Below are 20021 nucleotides of genomic sequence, written 5' to 3' on the forward strand. Positions count from 1 at the left end.
ATGCCCGTCACCGACATCACCACCGATCCCGACGCCCTCACGATGACGCTGACCGCGGAGTTCGCCGCGCCCGTCGAGCGGCTGTGGGCGGCGTTCACCGATCCTCGCCAGCTCGACCGCTTCTGGGGCCCGCCCGGATGGCCCGCGACCTTCACCACCTTCGACCTCAGCGTCGGGGGGCGCGCCGAGTACCAGATGACGAGCCCGCAGGGAGAGGTGTCGCGCGGCGGCTGGGAGTTCCTCACCATCGACGCCCCGCACCGGTTCGACGTGCTGGACTCGTTCCTCAACGGCGACGGCGAGGTGCTGGAAGGCACCCCGACGATGCGCGTGGAGTTCCATTTCGCGTCCACCGACGGCGGGTCGACGCTCACCAACATCACCCACTTCGACTCGCTGGAGTCGCTCGAGCAGATCGTGGAGTTCGGCGCCGTGGAGGGCTCGCGTCTCGCCATCAACCAGCTGGATCTCGTGCTCGCAGGGCTCCGCGCCTTCGCGCAGGGGAAGGGCACGCAGGTCGAGCTCCTCGACGACACCCACGTGCGCATCACCCGCCTCATCGAGGGGCCGATCGACCTGGTGTGGCGCGCGCACACCGAGGCAGAGCTCACTCGGAAGTGGATGCTGGGCCCCGACGGCTGGCGGATGTCGGTGTGCGAGCTCGACCCGACCCCCGGCGGGCGCTACCGCTATGAGTGGGAGCCCCTCGAGGGCACGGAGGGCGAGAGGTTCGGATTCGACGGCGAGACGCTCGTCTCCGAGCCGCCGCGCCGGGCAGTGACGACCGAGCACATGACCGGCACCGACTACCCGCCGACCCTCAACGACCTCACCCTCTACGAGGAGGACGGCGCGACGCTCGTGACGGTGCTCATCGAGTACCCGGACCGCGAGACGCGCGACATGGTGCTCGCCACCGGCATGGCCGACGGCATGGAGTCCTCGTACGCCCGCCTCGAACGCGAGGTGCTCACGGTCTGACCCGTCAGCCGACGATGGGGCGTTCGGACGGCATCGTGTACAGCACCCTCCGCTGGCGCACGGCGAGGGCTGCGGCGAGACCGATGGGGCCGATGCGACCGGCGAGCATCAGGACCGACAGCACCCCTGCCCCGAACCCGTCGAGCTCGGCGGAGAGCCCGACCGACAGTCCGCAGGTCGCGAAGGCGGAGATCACCTCGAACAGGATGCGGTCGAGCGGTGCGTCGCTGACGAGGGTGATCAGTGCTGTCGCCCCGAGGACGAGCGTTGCGCCGAGGAATGCGACGCTGATCGCGACGCGAAGGAGTCCGGCGGGGATCGTCCGCGCGCCCGCGGTGAGGTCTTTCGTTCCGCGGGCCTCGGCGACGATCGCGAGGAACAGGACCGCGAGCGTGGTCACCTTGATGCCGCCGGCCGTCGAGGCCGAGCCGCCCCCGACGAACATGAGCGCGTCGCTCGCGAGCAGTGTCGTCGAGGTGGAGGCGGCGGTGTCGGTGATCGCGAATCCGCCCGAGCGCATCATCGTCGAGGCGAACAGCCCGTGGAAGATCTTCTCCGCCGGCGACATGTCGCCGATGGTGGCGGTGTTGCTCCACTCGAACGCCGTCCACGCGATCGCGCCGACGAGAAGCAGCAGGGTCGTGGTGAAGAGGGTCAGCTTCGTGTGGAGCGTCCAGCGCGACCGGTTCCAGCGCGCGTTGATGAGCGTGAGGAACACCGGGAAGCCGAAGCTCCCCACGAAGACCCCCACCATGATCGGCACCAGGATCCAGAGATTCCCGTCGAACACCGCGAGGCCACCCTCGTGGACGACGAACCCGGCGTTGTTGAAGGCGGAGACCGAGTAGAACAGTCCGTGCCACAGGCCCCGACCCCACCCCTCCTCGACGACGAACGCGGGGGTCAGGATCAGCAGCAGCACACCCTGGATCGTCAGTGTCGTCATGACGACCGTGCGCAGGAGCGACCGGACCTCGCCGAGCTCCGGAGACCCGATGTTCTGCTGCGCGAAGACTTTGCTCCCGAGCCCCAGCTGCCGCGTCACCGCGCGGGAGAGGAGCAGCGCCAGCGTGACGATCCCGAGACCCCCGACCTGGATCGCCACCAGGATCGTGATCAAGCCGAAGGGCGACCACGCCGTCGCGGTGTCGACCGTGGTGAGCCCGGTCACCGTGATGGCCGAGACCGCCGTGAACACGGCATCCTTCCACGGCAGAGCCTGTCCGGATGCCGAGGCGATGGGCAGCTTCAGAAGCACCGAGAACACCACGGCGGCCGCGACGAAGACCAGCACGGAGGCCCGTGCCGGAGAGCGGCGGACCAGGTCGCCGACCGCATGGGTCAGCCGCTGCCATCGGGTCAGGGCGACCAGTGCGGGCGGGCCGGGCATGGACGGAGCGTACCCCGGAGGACGATCAGGCGCGCTCGAGGGCGTCCTCGAGCGCGACCCACGCGAGCATCGCGCACTTCACGCGCGCGGTGAACTTCGACACCCCCGACAGAGCGGCGGCGTCGGCGAAGGTCTCCTCGTCGAGGGGCACGGTGCCGCGCGAGCGGAGGGCGGTCCGGAACCCCTCGATGCGGGCGTCGACGTCGGCGCGCGGCATCCCGTCGCCGTCGGCCTCCTCGCCGAGCTCGTCGACGAGTGCGGACAGCATGGATGCCGAGGCCTGCGAGATCGAGCAGCCGGCGCCCTCCCACGTCACGTCGAGGACGCGCTCGCCGTCGTCGCTCACGCGGACGCGCAGCGTGATCTCGTCACCGCAGACCGGGTTCCGCTGGAGCGACGTCGCGGTGCGTCCGGTCTCCTCCGCCAGCTCCTTGCCGTGCGGGCGCTTGGAGTGGTCGAGGATGAGCTCCTGGTAGAGGGATTCGAGGCCGTTCATGCGTCCGCTCCGAAGTAGTCGCGCACCGCGGCAACGCCCTCGAGCAGCGCCGTGATGTCGTCGTCCGTGGTGAAGACCGAGGCGGATGCCCGCACCGAGGCGGTCAGTCCGAGTCGGCGGTGCAGGGGCTTGGCGCAGTGGTGCCCGACGCGGACGGCGATGCCGCGGGCGTCGAGGAACTGCCCCACGTCGTGCGCGTGGACGCCGGTGACGTCGAAGGACGCCAGCCCCACGCGCTCGACGCCGTCGGCGTCGCCCAGCACGCGGACACCCGGGATCTCCCGGAGGCCCGCGATCATCCGGTTCCCGAGATCCTGCTCGCGCGCGTGCACGGCGCGCATGTCGAGCCCCTCGAGGTAGCGCACGGCCGCGGCGAGCCCGACCGCCTGCGAGACCGGCTGCGTGCCGGCTTCGAACTTCAGCGGCGCGGGCATGTACTCGGCCGAGTCGATCGTGACGTCGGTGATCATCGACCCTCCGGTGAGGAACGGCGGGAGCGCCTCGAGGATCTGGCTGCGCCCGTAGAGGGCGCCGATCCCGTAGGGACCGAGCAGCTTGTGGCCCGAGAAGGCGGCGAGGTCGACCCCGAGGGCGGGGAAGTCCACCGGCAGGTGGGGCGCCGACTGACACGCGTCGAGCACGGTGAGCGCACCGACCTCGCGGGCGAGCGCGACGAGCTCGGCGACGGGGGAGACGATGCCCGACACGTTCGAGACGTGCGTGAACGCCACGACGCGCGTGCGCTCGGAGATGACGGATGCCGCGTGCGCGAGGTCGAGGGTGGCGTCGTCGTGCACGCGGATCGCGCGGATGACCGCGCCGGTGCGCACGGCGAGCTCCTGCCACGGGATGAGGTTGGCGTGATGCTCGGCCTCTGTGACGACGATCTCGTCACCCGGCGCGAGGGCGAACCGGGCGCTCGCCGGGGCGCCGCGCCCCGCGGTCGCGTTGCCGATCGCGTAGGCGACGAGGTTGATCGCCGCGGTCGCGCCGCTGGTCCAGACGAGGTCGTCGGGCGCGGACCCGACGAAGCCGGCGACGGTCGCCCGGGCCTCCTCGAAGAGCTCGGTGGCCTCGGCGGCGAGCGTGTGCGCCCCGCGGTGCACGGCGGAGTTGCTGCGGGTGAGGAAGTCGATCTCGGCGTCCAGCACCGCCCGCGGCTTCTGGGCGGTCGCGCCGGAGTCGAGGTAGATCAGCGGCTGGCCGTTGAGCGTCTCGTCGAGGATCGGGAAATCCGCGCGGATGGCGGCGAGATCGAGCACGGACGCGGGGGAAGTCATCCTCCCAGGCTACGCTTCCCCGCGTCGTCGCGGGTGAGCTGAGAAGCTGGCTCCATGGACGATCAGATCACCCTCGGCATCATCGCGATCGTGCTCGGCACCCTCGTCGGCGTGGTGCTGTTCGTCCCCTTCGTCGCGATCAGCTACCGACGCCGCGGGGGTCTCAGCCTCGGTCGTTCCCTCCTGTGGGCGGCGGCCCTGGTGTACTTCCTCGCGATCTGGACCTACACCCTGCTCCCGCTGCCCGATCCGGACGCGATCCGCTGCGTCGGGACGAACCTCGACCCCCTCGCCCTCGTCGACGACGTCCGCACCGCCGTCGGACGCTCGGACAACCCGTGGCTGGACCCGCTGACGCTGCAGCTGCTGCTGAACGTCCTGCTGTTCGTCCCGCTCGGGTTCTTCCTGCGCGTCCTCGGCGGTCGCGGCATCCTCACGGCGCTCCTCGTGGGCTTCGGCCTCTCCGCCTTCATCGAGACCACCCAGCTCACGGGCGTGTGGGGACTCTATCCCTGCGCGTACCGCGTGTTCGACGTCGATGACATGCTCACCAACACCACCGGCGCGGTCGTCGGCTCGATCCTGTCGCTCGTCGTCCCGCGCCGTCACCGCGGCATGGCGCAGGCTCCGGATGCCGACCGGCCGCGCCCGGTGACGCGCGGTCGCCGCGTCATCGCGATGCTGTGCGACGTCCTCGGCATCACGATGAGCGTCATCGCCGTGGGCACCGCGACCCAGCTGTGGCTGCAGTTCGTCGTCGGCGACCGGCAGGCGGTGCTGGACGGAGAGATCGCGGATGCCGTCTCCAGCGTCGTGCCCGCCGCGGTCTGGCTGGTGCTGATCCTCGTCACCGGCCGCTCCGTCGGCGACCTCGCCGTGCAGCTGCGCTATCGGGGCGGGCCGCTCCCCACCCCGCTCTCTCGCCTGCTCCGCTGGGCCGGCGGCGTCAGCGGGTGGGTGCTCCTCGGCTACCTCCCCGGGTGGGGACAGCTGGCCGCATCCGTGTTCGCCCTCGCGAGCGCCGTGCTGCTGTTCACCACCGCTCGAGGACGCGGACTCCCCGGCATCGTGAGCGGCATGCGGCTCGAGGACGCCCGGGAGGATGCGAACGGTGACGACGAGGTCGACGCGGGACGCGTCAGTCCCGCGCGCCCAGGAACTCCCGCGCCGCGACGACGAGGTTCTCGACGCCCCGACTGAGCGTCGGCTGGAGCACCGGGGCGAAGAACGGCGAGTGGTTGGTCGGGATGTCGCGTTCGATCGTGCCGGCCTCGGACGCCGCGCGGTACGCGGCCGGATCGACCCCGCCCCAGAACCAGAAGACGAGGGGCACCCCAGCCTCGCGCGCGAACCACGACACGTCCTCGCTGCCGGTGAACATGCCCGGGTCGATGACGGTGCCGGCCCCGAAGGCGTTCTCGAACGCACGGGAGAGCCGCGCGGTCGCCTCGTCGTCGTTGATCGTCGGCGGGAGGGAGTGATCGATCGCGATCACCGGCTCCTGCTCGGCACCGGAGGCCTGCGCCTCGGCACGGACGATGCGCTCGACCTTCTGCATGACCTTCGCGCGCGCCTCGTCGTCGGGGTAGCGGAGGCTCAGCTCGAGCTTCGCCTCGGCGGGGATGATGTTGTTCTTCAGCCCCGCGTGGATCGAGCCGACGGTGACGACGGCGACGTCGCGCGGGTCCACCTCGCGCGACACGACCGTCTGGAGGCGCATGACGGTCGCGGCCGCCATGACGACGGGGTCGATCGTGGAGTGCGGGCGCGAGCCGTGCCCGCCGCGACCGAGGAGGGTGACGGTGAGCCCGTCGGATGCGGCCATCTGGGTGCCGCTGCGCACGCCGATCGTTCCGGCGGGGAGCGGCGTCACGTGCTGGCCGAGCACGATGTCGGGGCGGGGGTACCGGTCCAGGACGCCGTCGGCGATCATCGCCTGCGACCCCGCGCCGTACTCCTCGGCGGGCTGGAAGACGGCGACGATCGTGCCGGACCACTCGTCCTTCGTCGCCGAGAGGCGCTCGAGCGCGCCGATGAGGGACGCGACGTGCATGTCGTGTCCGCACGCGTGCATGACGGGGACGTCGAGCCCGGCGGGGTCGACACCGCGTGCCGTGCTGGCGTACGCGAGGCCCGTCCGCTCCTCGACGGGCAGGCCGTCCATGTCGGCGCGGAGCCACACGACCGGGCCCTCGCCGTTGCGGATGATCGCGGCGATGCCGGTGCGGCCGATGCCCTCCTCGTGCTCGATGCCGAGCTCGGCGAGAAGAGTGGTGACGACTCCCGCGGTGCGGGTTTCCTGGAAGGACAGTTCCGGATGCCGGTGCAGGTCGGTGTACAGCGCTTCGAGGTCGATCGTCATGACCTCGAGCCTATCCGCGGGACTCCGCGGGGCGGGCGGTGGAGCCGCGGACGATCAGCTCGAACGGCAGGGCCCCCGGCTCGTGCTGAGGGGTCGGAGCCGTGGGGTCGTCGATGTCCTCCAGGAGCGCCGCGACGGCACGTTCGCCCTGCGCGCGGGGGAACTGGTCGACCGTGGTGAGGCGGAAGAACTCGCCCAGCTCGTGGCCGTCGATGCCGCTGATCGACAGGTCCTCGGGCACGCGGTACCCGAGTTCGCGCGCGGCGAGGATGGCCCCGATCGCCATCTCGTCGGACGCGGCGAAGACCGCCGTGGGCCGGTTCCCCGGGCGCCCGAGGAGCTGCTTGGCGGCGCGGAACCCGCCCTCGATCGTGAAGTCGGCGGGTTCGTAGAGGTGCGGAGAGGCGGGGATCCCGGCATCCGCCAGCGCCAGCTCGAAGCCTTGACGTCGCCGGGTGGGGATGTGGAAGTCGATGTCGAACTGCGGGTTCGCGCCGATGTGGGCGATCTCGCGGTGACCGAGCGCGAGCAGGTGCTCGGTCGCGAGCCGCGCGACGGCCACGTCGTCGACGGTGAGGGTGGGAAGGCGCGAGCTCGGACCGCCGATCGCGATGACGGGGAGGTCGAGTTCGCGGAGGTGCTCGGTCTCCTCCTCGCCCAGCTCGATGGAGATGGCGATCACCCCGTCGACCCGCTGCCGGCGCAGGAACGTGTCGAAGATGTCGCGTCGCTCGGCGCGGTCGTCGGTGAGGCTGTACAGCGTGATGTCGTAGCCGCGGCGCATGAGCGCCGAGGCGATCCCCGACAGCACCGTGCTGAAGAACCACCGGTCGAGGTAGGGCACGAGCACGCCGATGTTGCGCGTGCGACCGGAAGCGAGGCTCGAGGCGGAGGCCGAGACCACGTAGCCGAGGCTCTTCGCCGCGTCCTCCACGCGCCCTCGGGTCGGGAGGGACACGTTCCCGCGCCCGCTCAGCGCGCGCGAGACCGTCGCGGTGGAGACCCCGGCGAGCCGGGCGACCTCATCGATGCTGACCACGTCGTCACCTTCTTCCGGGGCTCGCGCCCCCCGCTGCGTCCTGGGCCCGATCAGTCCTGCGTCAGCCACACCGCCGTGTCGCCGGGGAGCGTGCCGTCGCCGAGCGGACCCGAGGCCACGACCACGCGTCCCGCCGGCAGCGGGATGTCGGTGCCCCCGGTGTTGGCGACGACGGTGAGGTCGCCGGTCCGGAAGGCGAGGACGTCCGCGCCGCCGAGGCCGTCGACCCACTCGAGGTCGTTCGCCCCGAGGCCGTAGGCCGCGCGCTCGGCGATCAGCGTCCGGTAGAGCGACAGCGTGGAGTCGGCATCCGTCGTCTGCACGTCGCGAGCGAGCGTCGCCCACTCGGCGGGCTGCGGCAGCCAGCTCTCGCCCGACGGGCTGAAGCCGTACGCGGCGCCGTCGGAGGTCCACGGGATCGGCACGCGGCAGCCGTCGCGGCCGTAGCGCTCGCCGTTCGTGCGGAACCACGTCGGGTCCTGACGCGCCTCGCCGGGGATGTCGATGACCTCGGGGAGGCCGAGCTCCTCGCCCTGGTAGAGGTACGCCGAGCCCGGAAGGGCGAGCATCACCGTGGTCGCCGCGCGAGCGCGGGCCAGGCCCACCTCGGGGATCGGCTGGCCGGGGGAGTCCGGTCCGATGCCGTGGCCCTGCGGGTTCTCGGCGCTCAGCGCGAGACGAGAGGCGTGACGGACGACGTCGTGGTTCGACAGCACCCACGTGCTCGGGGCGCCGACGGCGGAGTAGGCCGCGATGGAGCGGTCGACGACGGCGCGGAGGGCCGTGGCATCCCACCCGGTCTCGAGGTAGGCGAAGTTGAACGCCTGGTGCATCTCGTCGGGGCGGACCCACTCGGCGGTGCGCTCGGGGGTGGGCAGCCATGCCTCGGCGCAGAGCGCCCGGTCGCCGTCGTACTCGGCGAGGAGGACGTGCCAGTCGCGGTAGACCTCGTGCACGCCGTCCTGACCCCAGTAGGGCACGTTCGCCTCGTCGCCGCCCATCGAGCCGCCCTCGGGGGAGGGGGTGTAGTCGGGGAGGCCGTCGGCCTTGATGAGGCCGTGCGCGACGTCGACGCGGAAGCCGTCGACTCCGCGGTCGAGCCAGAAGCGGAGGATGCGGCGAAACTCCTCGCGCACCTCCTCGTTGGTCCAGTCGAAGTCGGGCTGCGAGGTGTCGAACAGGTGCAGGTACCACTGGCCGGGCGTGCCGTCGGCCTCGGTGACGCGCGTCCACGCGGGGCCGCCGAAGACGGAGTCCCAGTTGTTCGGGGGCAGCTCGCCGCTTTCCCCGCGGCCGTCGCGGAACATGTAGCGCGCGCGCTCGCGGCTGCCGGGCGCGGCGGCGAGGGCCTGCTGGAACCACTCGTGCTGGTCGGAGGAGTGGTTGGGCACGAGGTCGACGATGATCCGGATGTCGCGGGCGTGGGCTTCGGCGAGCATCGCGTCGAAGTCGTCGAGGGTGCCGAAGAGGGGGTCGACGTCGCAGTAGTCGGCGACGTCGTAGCCGGCGTCCTTCTGGGGCGAGCGCTGGAACGGGCTCAGCCAGATCGCGTCGATGCCGAGGTCTTCCAGGTCGGCGAGGTGGGCGGTGACGCCGCGGAGGTCGCCGATGCCGTCGCCGGAGCTGTCGGCGAACGAGCGGGGGTAGATCTGGTAGATGACAGCGGTGCGCCACCACTCGGCGCCGGGGCGCGAGGCGGCGGTCTCGGTGAGGACGGCGGACTGGGGGGAAGTCATTCGCCCAGGGTACTGCAAGCGCTTACATCCCGTGAGGCACGGGGCTGAGGACTTCCCCAGCATCACCTCGGGCTACGGTGGGCGGGTGGATGCCGCCCCCCTCGCCCGTGCCGAATCGCTGATCCGCTCCATCCCCGACTATCCCGAGCCGGGCATCGTCTTCCGCGACATCACCCCGCTCCTCGTGGATGCCGCGGCCCTCGGCGAGGTGATCGACGCCCTCATCGCTCCCTTCGCCGGGCGCTTCGACGTGGTCGCCGGAATAGAGGCGCGCGGATTCCTCCTCGCCGGCGCCATCGCGACGCGCGCGGAGGTCGGTCTCGTGCCCATCCGCAAAGCCGGGAAGCTGCCCCGGCCCGCGGCATCCGTCTCCTACGCCCTCGAGTACGCCACCGCGACGATCGAGGCGCACGACGACCTGCCGGAGGGCGCGCGCGTGCTGCTCGTGGACGACGTGCTCGCCACCGGCGGGACGCTCGTGGCCGGCCACCAGATCGTCCGCTCCCTCGGCGGCGAGGTCGTCGGATCGGCGGTGCTCCTGGAGATCGCCGCGCTCGGCGGCCGCGCCGCCACCGGCGACGTGCACGCGGTCTTCACCGTCTGAGGCGCCCGCGAGGGTGTTCTTGACCCTCACACGGTGTCAGGCTCTTTCCTGGGATCACCATGTTGAGTATCGGAGAGTTCGCCCGGCTGGCCGGCGTATCGGTGCGCATGCTGCGTCATTACGACCAGCTCGGCCTGCTGCGCCCGGAACGGGTCGATCCGCACAGCGGCTATCGGCGGTACGCCGCAGCCCAGCTCGAACGCGCCAACCAGCTCGTCGCCCTGAAGGACCTCGGGTTCACGCTCGAGCAGGTGGGCGTGCTGCTGGACGACGGGCTGGATGCTGCGGCGCTGACGCAGCTGCTGCGCACGCGTCGGGACGCGCTGCACGCGCAGATCGACGCGGACCGGGATCGGCTGCGCTCGGTCGAGGCGAGGCTCCGGAGTATCGAGAAGGAGAACCCCATGTCGGAATTCGTCGAGACCGCCCTGCCCGAGCTGCACCTGGTGCAGCTGTCGGCCCGGGTCACGGAGATGGCCGAGATCGAGGACGAGATCGGACCGATGTTCCAGCGCGTCGGCGCGGCGCTGGACGCCGCGGGCGCCGCGCGCGTCGGGCCGGGAGTGGCGACCTACACGGTCGAGGGCGACGGGATGATCGCCGCGGCCGCGGAGCAGATCGGAGAGACCCCGACCCCGGCCGGGCTGGAAGCGGTGACCGTCGCCGCCGCGCCGCGGGCACTGACGACGCGGTACCGGGGTGCCGACCTCTCCGGCATCCAGCAGGCGTGGCAGGAGCTCGTGACGGAGAGCGAGGCGCGAGGGCTCACCGCCGCGGGGACGGCGCGCGAGGTGTACCTGTCGACGCCGATGGACTCGCCGGGAGCGGCGTGGGAGGTCGACCTGCAGCAGCCGGTGCGCTGAGCCGACCGGCGTACCGACAGGCACGCCGGCCCCGCGCCCGACCGCCGTTCAGACGAACTGCGGGATGTCGAGCCACGCCTCGGGTGCGGGGGCGGCGCCATCGCGGGTGACCGTGCCCTCGATGAGGCCGTAGGGGCGGTCGGCGGCGTAGAAGACCTCGTTGGGGTTGTCGAGGCCGAACGGGGAGAGGTCGTAGACGAAGTGGTGCTTGTTCGGCATCGCGAAGCGCACCTCGGCGATCTCCGGGCGCGCCTCGATGACCGCCTTCCCCATCGCGAAGAGGGTCTGCTGGAGCGCGAGTGAATGCACGGAGGCGAACACATCGAGCAGGACGTCGACGACCTCGGCGTAGAGGGCGTTGTAGTCGATGCCGGCGGTGACCGCCTCGGGGAGGAAGCGCCAGCGCCCGGTGACCGAGGTCGCCATGATGCGGTCGTCGGTCTCGGCGAGGGTCGTGTACCTGTCGCGCGGGAACCCGGTGAACGCCGAGCCGCTGGACTTCAGCACCGTCAGGTCGCGGATGCCGCCGATGACGTGCGTGGCGCCGTCGGCCTTCTGCACCGCGGCCAGGCGTGTGGCCTGCCCGCGCCGGACGAAGGAGTGATCGTGAGGGCGTCCGCCGGCGGTGATGCGCTCCCACTCGTACTGCTCGGCCTGCCACAGTCCGCCCTCGACCCAGTCGAACTCGCTGACGAAGTGGTTCCCGAGGGCCAGCAGATACTCCTCCGGCGAGGGGATGCCGACCTCCTTCGCGAACGCGAACGCGGTGTTCTTCTGGGTGTCGGTGGCGACGATCAGGGAGTTGTCGCCGGTGAGGAACGAATCCGAGAACGCCTGGCCGCGCAGCTGCGAGGTGACGTTCAGGTCGACGATCTCGTGGCGGGGCGTGTCGCGGTAGATGCGCACGACCCGGTTCTCGGCCTTGCCGTACTTGTTGGCGCCGAGGCTCACGGTCACATCGGTCATGTCAGCTCCCTCGGTAGGTGGAATAGGCGAACGGGCTCAACAGCAGCGGCACGTGCAGGTGCCCGTCGCCTGCGACGGTGAAGGTGACGATCGCCGCGGGGTAGAACGTCTCGACCTCGCGCGCGGCGAAGTAGGCGCCGGTGGCGAAGGTCAGCGTGTGCGCGCCGTCGTCGAGCCGGTCGGGGCCGAGCGCGAGGCGCCCGTCGGCATCCGTGACGCCCTCGGAGATCGGCGTGACCTCACCGGAATCGGCGAGGCGGGCGAGGGTGATGCCGACGCCCGTGGCGGGGCGGCCGGTCGCGGCGTCGAGGACGTGGGTGGTGAGGTGGCTCATGCGTCGATCATCCCCCGCAGGCGCAGGATGGCGATCTCGGCGAGCTGTGTCAGGGCCTCCCGCGCTTCGGCGTCGTCGTCGCCCGCGAGGCGGCGCTCGAGCTCCGCGCGCATCTCTTCCGGCGAGCGGCCCGCGGCGCGGATGAGGAACACGCGTCCGAAGCGCTGCTCGTACGCCGCGTTCCCCGCGGCGATCGCGGCTGCCACGTCGCTTCCGGCGGTGCGCATGCTCGACTGCTCGCGGGCGGATGCCGCCGCCTCGGCCCCGTCGCCGGTGGCGCGTTCCCCGATCCGGGGATGGTGCGCGAGGGCGATGTCGAGGTCGTCGCGCGTCCACGTCGCCGCGAGGGCCGCCGCGCGGTCGGCGAGGGCATCGACCGAGGGGTAGGGACGCCCGGCGACGACGTCGTCCACCCACCGGGGGATCGCCGCCCACACCGCGACGGCGGACGCCGCGGTCTCGGCATCCGCCGCGTTGAAGTCGTGCAGGAGCATGCCCCGACGTTAGGCCCCGTCGCGTTTCGGTCGCATTACGCGGTCGGATGCGGCGCGCGGGTCACCGGTCGGCGTGCACGATGAGCCACTGGGCGACCGCGTCGACGTCGCCGGTGTTGTGGATGCGGTGCGGGCGGGAACACGGGAAGCTGATCGCGTCGCCGGCGCGCAGGACGACACGCTCGTCGTCGAAGTCGATCGTCAGCTCGCCCGAGATCATCGTCCCCACCTCGTAGCCGTCGTGGCGGAACAGATCCTTCTCCGCATGGGCGCTGGCGCCCGGCGGGTAGACCGACTCGAAGTAGTCGACCCCGGGGGTGCGCCCGGGCGACAGGCGCCGGAAGAGCACACCGCTCTCGAGGCGCACGCTCGAGGCGTGCTCCGCCCGCTGCAGCGCGAATCCGCCGATGGTGGACTCGATCTCGGCGACGACATCCGCCTGGGCGTCGAAGACCGAGGCGAGGGGGACGCCCAGCGCATCGGTGATCGCGATCAGCCGGGACACGCTCGGCTGGAGCTTCCCCCGTTCGATCTGCGAGACGGCGCTCGGGGAGATGCCGAGCGCCGTCGCGAGCGCTCGGGCCGGCATGCCCTGCTGCTCCCGGAGCTCCCGGATGCGGGCGCCGACATCGGCGTCGCGGGGTGTCACCACGGCGTCGGGCATGCCCGCATCCTATCCATGGGGAGGGTCAAGTGAAGCCCCGACTTCACACAGCTGTTACACGCGGGAAACCATTCGCAAGTTGTGAAGCAATAACTTCACATCAGCACCACCAGGCCGCGGACTCCACGTCGCAGGTCCCCGCCCGCTCCGGGCATCCGCTCCTCACCTGGAAGGTTTTCCCATGACCGAGATCGCCCCGCCTCCGGGCGGACCCCGCACCACACCGCACGACCTCGTCGAAGCCGCCGGGCACCCGGTGGGATCGGGCAACATGAAGCCCGAGTACGACGTCCGCCTCGCCAACGAGGACCTCGCGCCCCTGAAGAAGCAGAAGTGGTCCTGGTACAACATCTTCGCCTTCTGGATGTCGGACGTGCACTCCGTCGGCGGCTACGTCACCGCCGGCTCGCTGTTCGCCCTCGGCATCGCCGCCTGGCAGGTGCTCGTCGCGCTCGTCGTCGGCATCGTCATCGTGCAGGTGTTCACCAACCTCGTGGCGAAGCCGAGCCAGAAGACCGGTGTCCCCTATCCCGTCGTCAACCGCGCGATCTTCGGCATCAAGGGCGCGAACGTCCCCGCCATCATCCGCGGCGTCATCGCGATCGCCTGGTACGGGGTGCAGACGTTCCTCGCCGCGCAGTCGCTGAACATCATCTTCCTGAAGTTCATCCCCGGAAGCGCCGCGCTCCTGGACTACAGCTTCCTGGGGCTGTCGGCGCTCGGCTGGATCTCGTACGGCATCCTCTGGGTGGCGCAGGTCGCGCTGTTCTGGAACGGCATGGAGGTGATCCGCCGCTTCATCGACTGGGCGGGCCCCGCCGTCTACGTGGTGATGATCATCCTCGCCGTCTACCTCGTCTCGCAGGCCGGGTGGGAGAACATCTCCTTCGACCTGTCCGACCCGAGCACCCCGGATGTCGGGTTCTGGGGCGGCATCGGGCTGATGTTCATGGCCATCGGCATCGTGGTGTCGTACTTCTCCGGCCCGATGCTGAACTTCGGCGACTTCGCCCGGTACGGCCGCAGCTTCGCGGCCGTGAAGAAGGGCAACTTCTGGGGCCTGCCGGTGAACTTCCTGTTCTTCTCGCTGCTGACGGTCATCACCGCGTCGGCGACGGTTCCGGTCTTCGGCGAACTCATCACCGACCCGATCCACACCGTCGAGCGCATCGACACCCCGTTCGCCATCCTCCTCGGCGGGCTCACGTTCGTCACCGCGACGGTCGGCATCAACATCGTGGCGAACTTCATCGCCCCCGCCTTCGACTTCTCCAACGTCGCACCGAACAGGATCTCGTGGCGGATGGGCGGCATGATCGCCGCGGTCGGGTCGGTGTTCCTCCTCCCGTGGAACTGGTACTCCAACGCCACCGCCATCCACTACTCCCTCGGCGTCCTCGCCGCGCTCATCGGCCCGCTGTTCGGCATCCTCATCGCCGGCTACTACATCGCCGCCCACCAGCGGATCAAGACCGACGAGATGTTCTCGATGTCCGAGACCGGCGCCTACTGGTACCGGAAGGGCTACAACCCCAACGGCATCAAGGCGCTGCTGTGGGCCGGGATCCCGACCATCGTCCTGGCGGTCTTCCCGAAGATGATCGCCGACATGGGCGGATTCGACATCTCCTGGATCGGCAACTTCACCTGGTTCATCGGCTGCGGTCTCGGCTTCGGCCTGTTCGTCCTGTTCGAGCGGCTCGACCCGCGAGTCCCCTCCTTCGCCGGAGAGACCGAGGGCATCTCGGACGGCGTGCGCGACGGTGCGGCGGCCACGACGGACGCCGAACCGCCCGCCATCTCGGCAGAGGTGCCGATCGTCTCGGAGCCGCGCGCGTGAGGATCACCCTCGTCAACCCCAACACCTCCCGGGCGATGACGGAGAAGATCGCCGTCACCGCCCGGGAGGTCGCCGGGCCCGGCGTCGAGGTGCGCGCGGTCTGCCCCGACGTCGGACCCGCTGCCATCGAGAGCCACATCGACGAGGTGCGTGCCGCGGCCGCCGTCATCGCGCTCATCGAGGCGGATCTCCTCGCGGGCGGCAGCGACGCCTACATCGTGGCGTGCTTCGGCGACCCCGGACTCGACGCCGCTCGCGAGCTGGTCGCGGTTCCGGTGGTCGGGATCGCCGAGGCCGCGATGCACGTCGCGGCGGTGTCCGGGCGCTCGTTCGGGGTGGTGACGACGCTCAGCCGCACCCTCGGTCGCGCGGCGGACCTGGTCCACCGCTACGGGATGGAGCGCGCGTGCGTGTCGCTCGCCGGTTCCGGCATCCGCGTCCTCGACCTGGAGGAGACGACCTCGAACGCGGCGTCCACCATCGCGGACCTGGCCGCCGATGCGGTGACCGCCGGGGCCGATGTCGTCGTGCTGGGCTGCGCGGGCATGACCGATCTCTGCCGAACGCTTTCGGCGCGACTCGGAGTGCCGGTCGTCGACGGCGTCGCCGCGGCGGTGGGCCTTGCGGCGGGGATGGTGCGGATGGGTGTCGGCACGAGCAAGCGTGACGAATACGCCTTCCCTTCGCCCCCCTTCACGTCCTCGGATGCGTCCGCGGTTCCCGCCCCCGCGCGTTCACTCGTCGCCTCTCGCGGGTGAGGCGGCGTCGAACCCGCGAGAAGAGACAAGTGAACAGGATGTTGGTGTGGGTAACACGCGGGAAATCCGCGCGGCCTAGCGTGGGCGGCATGACCCAGGACCCCGCGACGTCCGTCGCCGCCCGCCGCGTCTTCCTCGACGGGGCGTTCGCGCCCGCGACGGTCGACGTCGACGGCGGCGTCGTGACCGGCATCCGTCCCTTCGACGCGGATGCCGCACACGTCGTCCCCGACGACGCGGTGCTGATCCCCGGCCTGGTCGACTCGCACGTGCACCTCGACGAGCCGGGCCGCACGGAGTGGGAGGGATTCCTCACCGGCACCGCCGCGGCTGCCGCGGGCGGGGTGACGACCCTGTTCGACATGCCGCTGAACAGCGTGCCGGTCACCACGACCGTGGAGGCGCTCGCCGACAAGCGGGATGCCGCGCGGGGCAAGCTCGCCGTCGACGTCGGGTACTGGGGCGGCGCGGTGCCGGAGAACCTCGGCACGCTCGTCGAGCTCGCCGACGCCGGCGTCGTCGGGGTGAAGTGCTTCCTCTCGCCCTCGGGCATCGACGAGTTCGGGCACCTCGACGCCGCGCAGCTCGAGGCCGCCCTCGCCGAGCTCGCCGTGTTCGACGGGCTGCTGATCGTGCACGCCGAAGACCCCGCGCACCTGCACGCGGACGGCCCGCTCGGCCCGCACTACGCCGATTTCCTCGCCTCTCGACCGCCGGCGAGCGAGGAGGCCGCGATCACCGCGGTCATCGATGCCGCCCGCCGCACCGGCGCCCGCGCGCACATCGTGCACGTCTCGGACGGCACCGCGCTCGACGCCGTCCGCGCCGCGAAGGCCGAGGGCGTGCGCCTGACGGTCGAGACGTGCCCGCACTACCTCACCCTCCGCGCCGAGGACGTCCCCGACGGCGCGGGAGCGTTCAAGTGCTGCCCGCCGATCCGCGACGCCGCGAACCAGGACCTCCTGTGGGCCGGGCTCCTCGACGGCACGATCGACGCCGTCGTGAGCGACCACTCGCCCTCCACCCGGGCCCTCAAAGAGCAGGGCGGCGGCGACTTCGGGCTCGCGTGGGGCGGTATCGCGGGCCTGCAGACGGGACTGTCGGCCGTGTGGACCGCGGCCCGGGCGCGCGGCATCCCTCTCGAGCAGCTGCTGCCGCTCCTGACCACCGGCCCCGCGCGCATCGCCGGGGTCGACGGCCCGGGCGTCATCCGCCCCGGCGCTCCGGCGCACCTCGTCGTCTTCCGCCCCGAGGACCAGTGGACGGTGGATGCCGAGCGCCTGGAGTACCGCAACAAGCTCTCGCCGTGGCACGGACAGCGCCTCTCCGGCGTCGTCGCCGAGACTCTCGTGCACGGCGTGCCGGTCTGGCGTGCGGGCGAGGGCGTCCTCGCCCGGGTGGGACGTGAGATCCTGGCGGCACCGGCGACCCCCGCCGGCGGAGGAGACCGATGAGCGTTCCCCCTTTCCCCGTCCTGCAGCCGGGCACCGGCGACATCCCGGGCGCGCACTACCTGCGCGCGACGCCGGAGACGATCCTGTGGGGGCGCCTGCCCTGCGCGGCGGATGCCCCGGTCCTGCGCATCGCCGACGGCGCGACGGTCACGGTCGACACCGTCAGTCATGAGGGGATCCTCGAGGACCACGGCAAGGATCCGATGACCTACTTCACCGGGCACGGGGTGGATGCGGCATCCGTGCTGGAGGATGCCGTGGCGATCGCCGCCGCGTGCGCGCGCGACCCCGAGCGCGACGGGCCGCATGTGGTGACCGGCCCGATCTTCGTGGAGGGCGCCGAGCCCGGCGATCTGCTGCGCATCACGGTGGAGGCCCTCGCCCCGCGCGTGCCGTACGGCGTCATCTCGAACCGGCACGGCAAGGGCGCCCTCGTCGGCCAGCTCCCGCGGGGGGACTACCACGTCAGCGTCTTCACCCCCGTCGAGGCACGCGACGGCGGCCTCGTCGGTCTCCTCCCCCTCGTCGACGGCGGCGAGCGGGTCATCGCCTTCCCCCTCGCCCCCTTCCTCGGGACGATGGGGGTGGCCGTGGCCGGCGACGAGCGGCCGCACTCGGTGCCGCCCGGGTCGCACGGCGGCAACATCGACATCAACCTGCTGGTGGAGGGGACGGCGCTCTACCTCCCGGTGCAGGTCGCCGGCGCCCTCGCCTACGTCGGCGATCCGCACTTCGCGCAGGGCGACGGCGAGGTCGCGCTCACCGCGCTGGAGGCGTCGCTGCGCGCGACCCTGCGCTTCGACGTGATCCCGCGTGCGGAGGCGCTCGCCGAGTTCGGCGAGGTCACGGGACCCCTCGTCCGAACCCCCGAGTACCTCGTGCCCACGGGCTTGGATCCCGACCTGAACGAGGCCATGCGCGCCTGCGTCCGCTCGGCGCTGAACCTCATCGAGGGGCGCTGGGGCGTCGAGGAGCACCTGGCCTACGCCTACCTCAGCGCGGCGACGGACTTCGACATCTCGCAGGTCGTCGACATCGTCTGCGGCGTGCACGCCCGCATCCGCGAGGCCGACTTCGAGGGGGTACCCCGTGACGGACGCTGACACCCCGCAGGACGGCTCGAGCCCCGAGATCCCGCCCGACCTGGCGGACGCCTTCCGCGCGTACGAGAGCGCGATCATGGCGAACGACCTCGATGCCCTCGACGCGGCGTTCATCGACGGACCGGACGCGCTCCGGGGGGATGCGGCGGGGCTCCTCGTCGGGCACGATGCGATCTCGGCGTTCCGGGGCACGCGCGGCGGGGTGCCCGCGCGCGTGATCGAGCGCATCGAATACCGTCCGCTGGCGCCGGATGCCGCGCTCCTCGTCTCCGTCTCCCGCTACGCCGGCGGGGGCACGGGGCTCCAGACGCAGCTGTGGCAGCGGCAGGACGGCGCGTGGAAGATCGCCGCCGCCCACGTCACTCCGCGTGCGGCGGCCCTCGACCGCTCGGTGTGGCGGACGGTCGGCGACCCGCTCTTCCAGGGCGCGTGGGAGGGACCGTTGCAGGGTCTCACCGTCGCGGTGAAGGATCTCTTCGCGATCAAGGGCTACCGCATCGGGGCCGGCAACCCGGCCTTCCTCGACAGCGCGCGGCCCGAGACGACGACCGCGCCGGCGGTGAGCGACCTCCTGCGCGCGGGCGCGTCGCTGCGCGGCATCGCGCGCACCGACGAGTTCGCCTATTCGATCGCCGGCGACAACGCCCACTACGGCACGCCCCCCAACGGCGCGGTGCCCGGCACGCTGCCGGGGGGCTCGTCGAGCGGACCGGCGACCGCCGTCGCCACCGGGCAGGCCGATATCGGCCTCGCCACCGACACCGCGGGCTCGATCCGCGTGCCCGCGTCGTATCAGGGGCTCTGGGGTCTGCGCACCACCCACGGACTGGTCCCACGCCAGGGCCTCCTGCCCCTCGCGCAGAGCTTCGACACCGTCGGCTGGCTCACGCGCGACGGCGCGACCCTCGAGCGGGTCGCCGACTGGTGCCTGAGCTACGACGGGTCCGAGTCGACCGAGAGCGTCTACGGGCCCTCCGGCGTCGACCTCCCGTGGCGCTTCGCGGTGCCGACCGAGGCGCTCGCGGCGGTCGAGGCCGACACCCGGGCCGTGTTCGACGCCTTCGTCCGGCAGGTGCGGGATGCCGGTGCCGAGGTGGTCGAGATCTCGATCGGCGATCTCGACGAATACCTCGTTCCGTTCCGGACGGTGCAGGGCGCCGAAGCGTGGCGGAACAACGGGGAGTGGCTGCGCGAGCACCCGGGAGCCGTCGGCCCCGCGGTCGCGGAGCGCTTCCGCGCGGCATCCGTCCTCACCGCCGATGACGAGCGCTACGCGCGGCGGCGCATCGCGGACCTGCGCGCGCGCCTCACGGATGCCGTCGCCGAGACGGCCCTGCTCCTTCCGACCGTGCCGGGGCCCGCGCCTCTCCGCACCCACGATCCCGCCCACCTCGACGCGGTGCGCGCGGCGACCCTTCGCCTCACCACACCCGCCGCCGTCGGCGGTCTCCCCGCCCTGTCGGCACCGCTCCTGCGCGTCCCGTCGGCGACGGGGATCGCCCCCGTCGGGATCTCGGTCGTCGCCCGCGAGAACACCGACATCGCCCTCGTCCGTCTCGCCCGTCGCCTCGCCCCGCTGGGCGCGAGCGCGGCCCCCCGATCCCCCCAGGACTCCCCGTGACCGACGCCGCAGCCCCCGCTTCCTCCGCCCTCGCCG

At 71.7% G+C, this 20021-nt stretch carries 19 protein-coding genes; 9 read left to right on the plus strand and 10 right to left on the minus strand.

Going from position 1 to position 20021, the window contains the following annotated elements; genetic code table 11:
* Positions 1-981, plus strand: a complete 981-nt coding sequence (locus ABXJ56_RS07155; protein WP_353999005.1) for an SRPBCC family protein — start codon at positions 1-3, stop codon at positions 979-981.
* A 4-nt stretch (positions 982-985) separates the two neighbouring features.
* Here the strand turns inward: ABXJ56_RS07155 and ABXJ56_RS07160 are convergent, their stop codons facing one another.
* The 3 genes from ABXJ56_RS07160 to ABXJ56_RS07170 are packed head-to-tail and all read right to left on the minus strand — an operon-like array spanning position 986 to position 4147.
* Positions 986-2371 (minus strand): TrkH family potassium uptake protein, encoded by a 1386-nt coding sequence (locus tag ABXJ56_RS07160; protein WP_353999006.1) that lies wholly within the window; start codon positions 2369-2371, stop codon positions 986-988.
* A gap of 25 nt (positions 2372-2396) precedes the next feature.
* Positions 2397-2867 (minus strand): Fe-S cluster assembly sulfur transfer protein SufU, encoded by a 471-nt coding sequence (gene sufU, locus ABXJ56_RS07165; protein ID WP_353999007.1) that lies wholly within the window; start codon positions 2865-2867, stop codon positions 2397-2399.
* Positions 2864-4147: a SufS family cysteine desulfurase gene (locus tag ABXJ56_RS07170; protein WP_353999008.1), complete on the minus strand. Its 1284-nt coding sequence runs from the start codon at positions 4145-4147 to the stop codon at positions 2864-2866. The genes sufU and ABXJ56_RS07170 overlap by 4 nt, the downstream gene beginning before the upstream one ends.
* A 54-nt stretch (positions 4148-4201) precedes the next feature.
* On the opposite strand from ABXJ56_RS07170, the gene ABXJ56_RS07175 reads away from it, so the two are divergent.
* Positions 4202-5347: a VanZ family protein gene (locus tag ABXJ56_RS07175; RefSeq protein WP_353999009.1), complete on the plus strand. Its 1146-nt coding sequence runs from the start codon at positions 4202-4204 to the stop codon at positions 5345-5347.
* On the opposite strand, the gene ABXJ56_RS07180 is transcribed toward ABXJ56_RS07175, so the two are convergent.
* Genes ABXJ56_RS07180 through ABXJ56_RS07190 form a run of 3 tightly spaced genes read right to left on the minus strand, consistent with a single transcriptional unit; the run spans position 5286 to position 9284 of the window.
* On the minus strand, positions 5286-6509 hold the full coding sequence (locus tag ABXJ56_RS07180; RefSeq protein ID WP_353999010.1) for an amidohydrolase: 1224 nt from the start codon (positions 6507-6509) through the stop codon (positions 5286-5288). The genes ABXJ56_RS07175 and ABXJ56_RS07180 overlap by 62 nt on opposite strands.
* Positions 6510-6519: 10 nt before the next feature.
* A complete protein-coding gene (locus ABXJ56_RS07185; protein ID WP_353999011.1) occupies positions 6520-7548 on the minus strand; it encodes a LacI family DNA-binding transcriptional regulator in 1029 nt (342 codons plus the stop codon).
* A gap of 50 nt (positions 7549-7598) precedes the next feature.
* Entirely contained in the window at positions 7599-9284 is a 1686-nt protein-coding gene (locus tag ABXJ56_RS07190; protein WP_353999012.1) for a glycoside hydrolase family 13 protein, read from the minus strand.
* 85 nt (positions 9285-9369) lie between these two features.
* Between ABXJ56_RS07190 and ABXJ56_RS07195 the strand changes: the two genes are divergently transcribed.
* Positions 9370-9888, plus strand: coding sequence for an adenine phosphoribosyltransferase (locus ABXJ56_RS07195; protein ID WP_353999013.1), 519 nt, complete (start codon positions 9370-9372; stop codon positions 9886-9888).
* Positions 9889-9947: 59 nt separating this feature from the next.
* Positions 9948-10751 (plus strand): MerR family transcriptional regulator, encoded by an 804-nt coding sequence (locus ABXJ56_RS07200; RefSeq protein ID WP_353999014.1) that lies wholly within the window; start codon positions 9948-9950, stop codon positions 10749-10751.
* 48 nt (positions 10752-10799) lie between these two features.
* Here the strand turns inward: ABXJ56_RS07200 and pucL are convergent, their stop codons facing one another.
* The 4 genes from pucL to ABXJ56_RS07220 form a co-directional block, all read right to left on the minus strand.
* Positions 10800-11717 (minus strand): factor-independent urate hydroxylase, encoded by a 918-nt coding sequence (pucL, locus tag ABXJ56_RS07205; RefSeq protein WP_353999015.1) that lies wholly within the window; start codon positions 11715-11717, stop codon positions 10800-10802.
* A 1-nt stretch (position 11718) separates the two neighbouring features.
* On the minus strand, positions 11719-12051 hold the full coding sequence (gene uraH / locus ABXJ56_RS07210) for a hydroxyisourate hydrolase (protein WP_353999016.1): 333 nt from the start codon (positions 12049-12051) through the stop codon (positions 11719-11721).
* Positions 12048-12545, minus strand: coding sequence for a 2-oxo-4-hydroxy-4-carboxy-5-ureidoimidazoline decarboxylase (gene uraD, locus ABXJ56_RS07215; RefSeq protein WP_353999017.1), 498 nt, complete (start codon positions 12543-12545; stop codon positions 12048-12050). The genes uraH and uraD overlap by 4 nt, the downstream gene beginning before the upstream one ends.
* 61 nt (positions 12546-12606) lie before the next feature.
* Positions 12607-13209 (minus strand): helix-turn-helix domain-containing protein, encoded by a 603-nt coding sequence (locus ABXJ56_RS07220; protein WP_353999018.1) that lies wholly within the window; start codon positions 13207-13209, stop codon positions 12607-12609.
* 181 nt (positions 13210-13390) lie between these two features.
* Here ABXJ56_RS07220 and ABXJ56_RS07225 point away from each other — a divergent pair, with 181 nt between their 5' ends.
* The 5 genes from ABXJ56_RS07225 (at position 13391) to ABXJ56_RS07245 (ending at position 19985) form a co-directional block, all read left to right on the plus strand.
* A complete protein-coding gene (locus ABXJ56_RS07225; protein ID WP_353999019.1) occupies positions 13391-15049 on the plus strand; it encodes an NCS1 family nucleobase:cation symporter-1 in 1659 nt (552 codons plus the stop codon).
* Positions 15046-15807 (plus strand): aspartate/glutamate racemase family protein, encoded by a 762-nt coding sequence (locus ABXJ56_RS07230; protein WP_353999020.1) that lies wholly within the window; start codon positions 15046-15048, stop codon positions 15805-15807. The genes ABXJ56_RS07225 and ABXJ56_RS07230 overlap by 4 nt, the downstream gene beginning before the upstream one ends.
* Positions 15808-15896: 89 nt before the next feature.
* Entirely contained in the window at positions 15897-17261 is a 1365-nt protein-coding gene (gene allB / locus ABXJ56_RS07235) for an allantoinase AllB (RefSeq protein ID WP_353999021.1), read from the plus strand.
* The gene (locus tag ABXJ56_RS07240) at positions 17258-18364 is read left to right on the plus strand and encodes an acetamidase/formamidase family protein (protein ID WP_353999022.1); all 1107 of its coding nucleotides are present in this window, start codon (positions 17258-17260) and stop codon (positions 18362-18364) included. The genes allB and ABXJ56_RS07240 overlap by 4 nt, the downstream gene beginning before the upstream one ends.
* Positions 18351-19985 carry an AtzH-like domain-containing protein gene (locus tag ABXJ56_RS07245; RefSeq protein ID WP_353999023.1) on the plus strand — a complete coding sequence of 545 codons (1635 nt, stop codon included), beginning with the start codon at positions 18351-18353 and terminating at the stop codon, positions 19983-19985. The genes ABXJ56_RS07240 and ABXJ56_RS07245 overlap by 14 nt, the downstream gene beginning before the upstream one ends.
* The last annotated feature ends 36 nt before the right edge of the window (positions 19986-20021 follow it).

Source organism: Microbacterium aurantiacum (assembly GCF_040532595.1).
GTDB classification, from domain to species: domain Bacteria; phylum Actinomycetota; class Actinomycetes; order Actinomycetales; family Microbacteriaceae; genus Microbacterium; species Microbacterium chocolatum_B.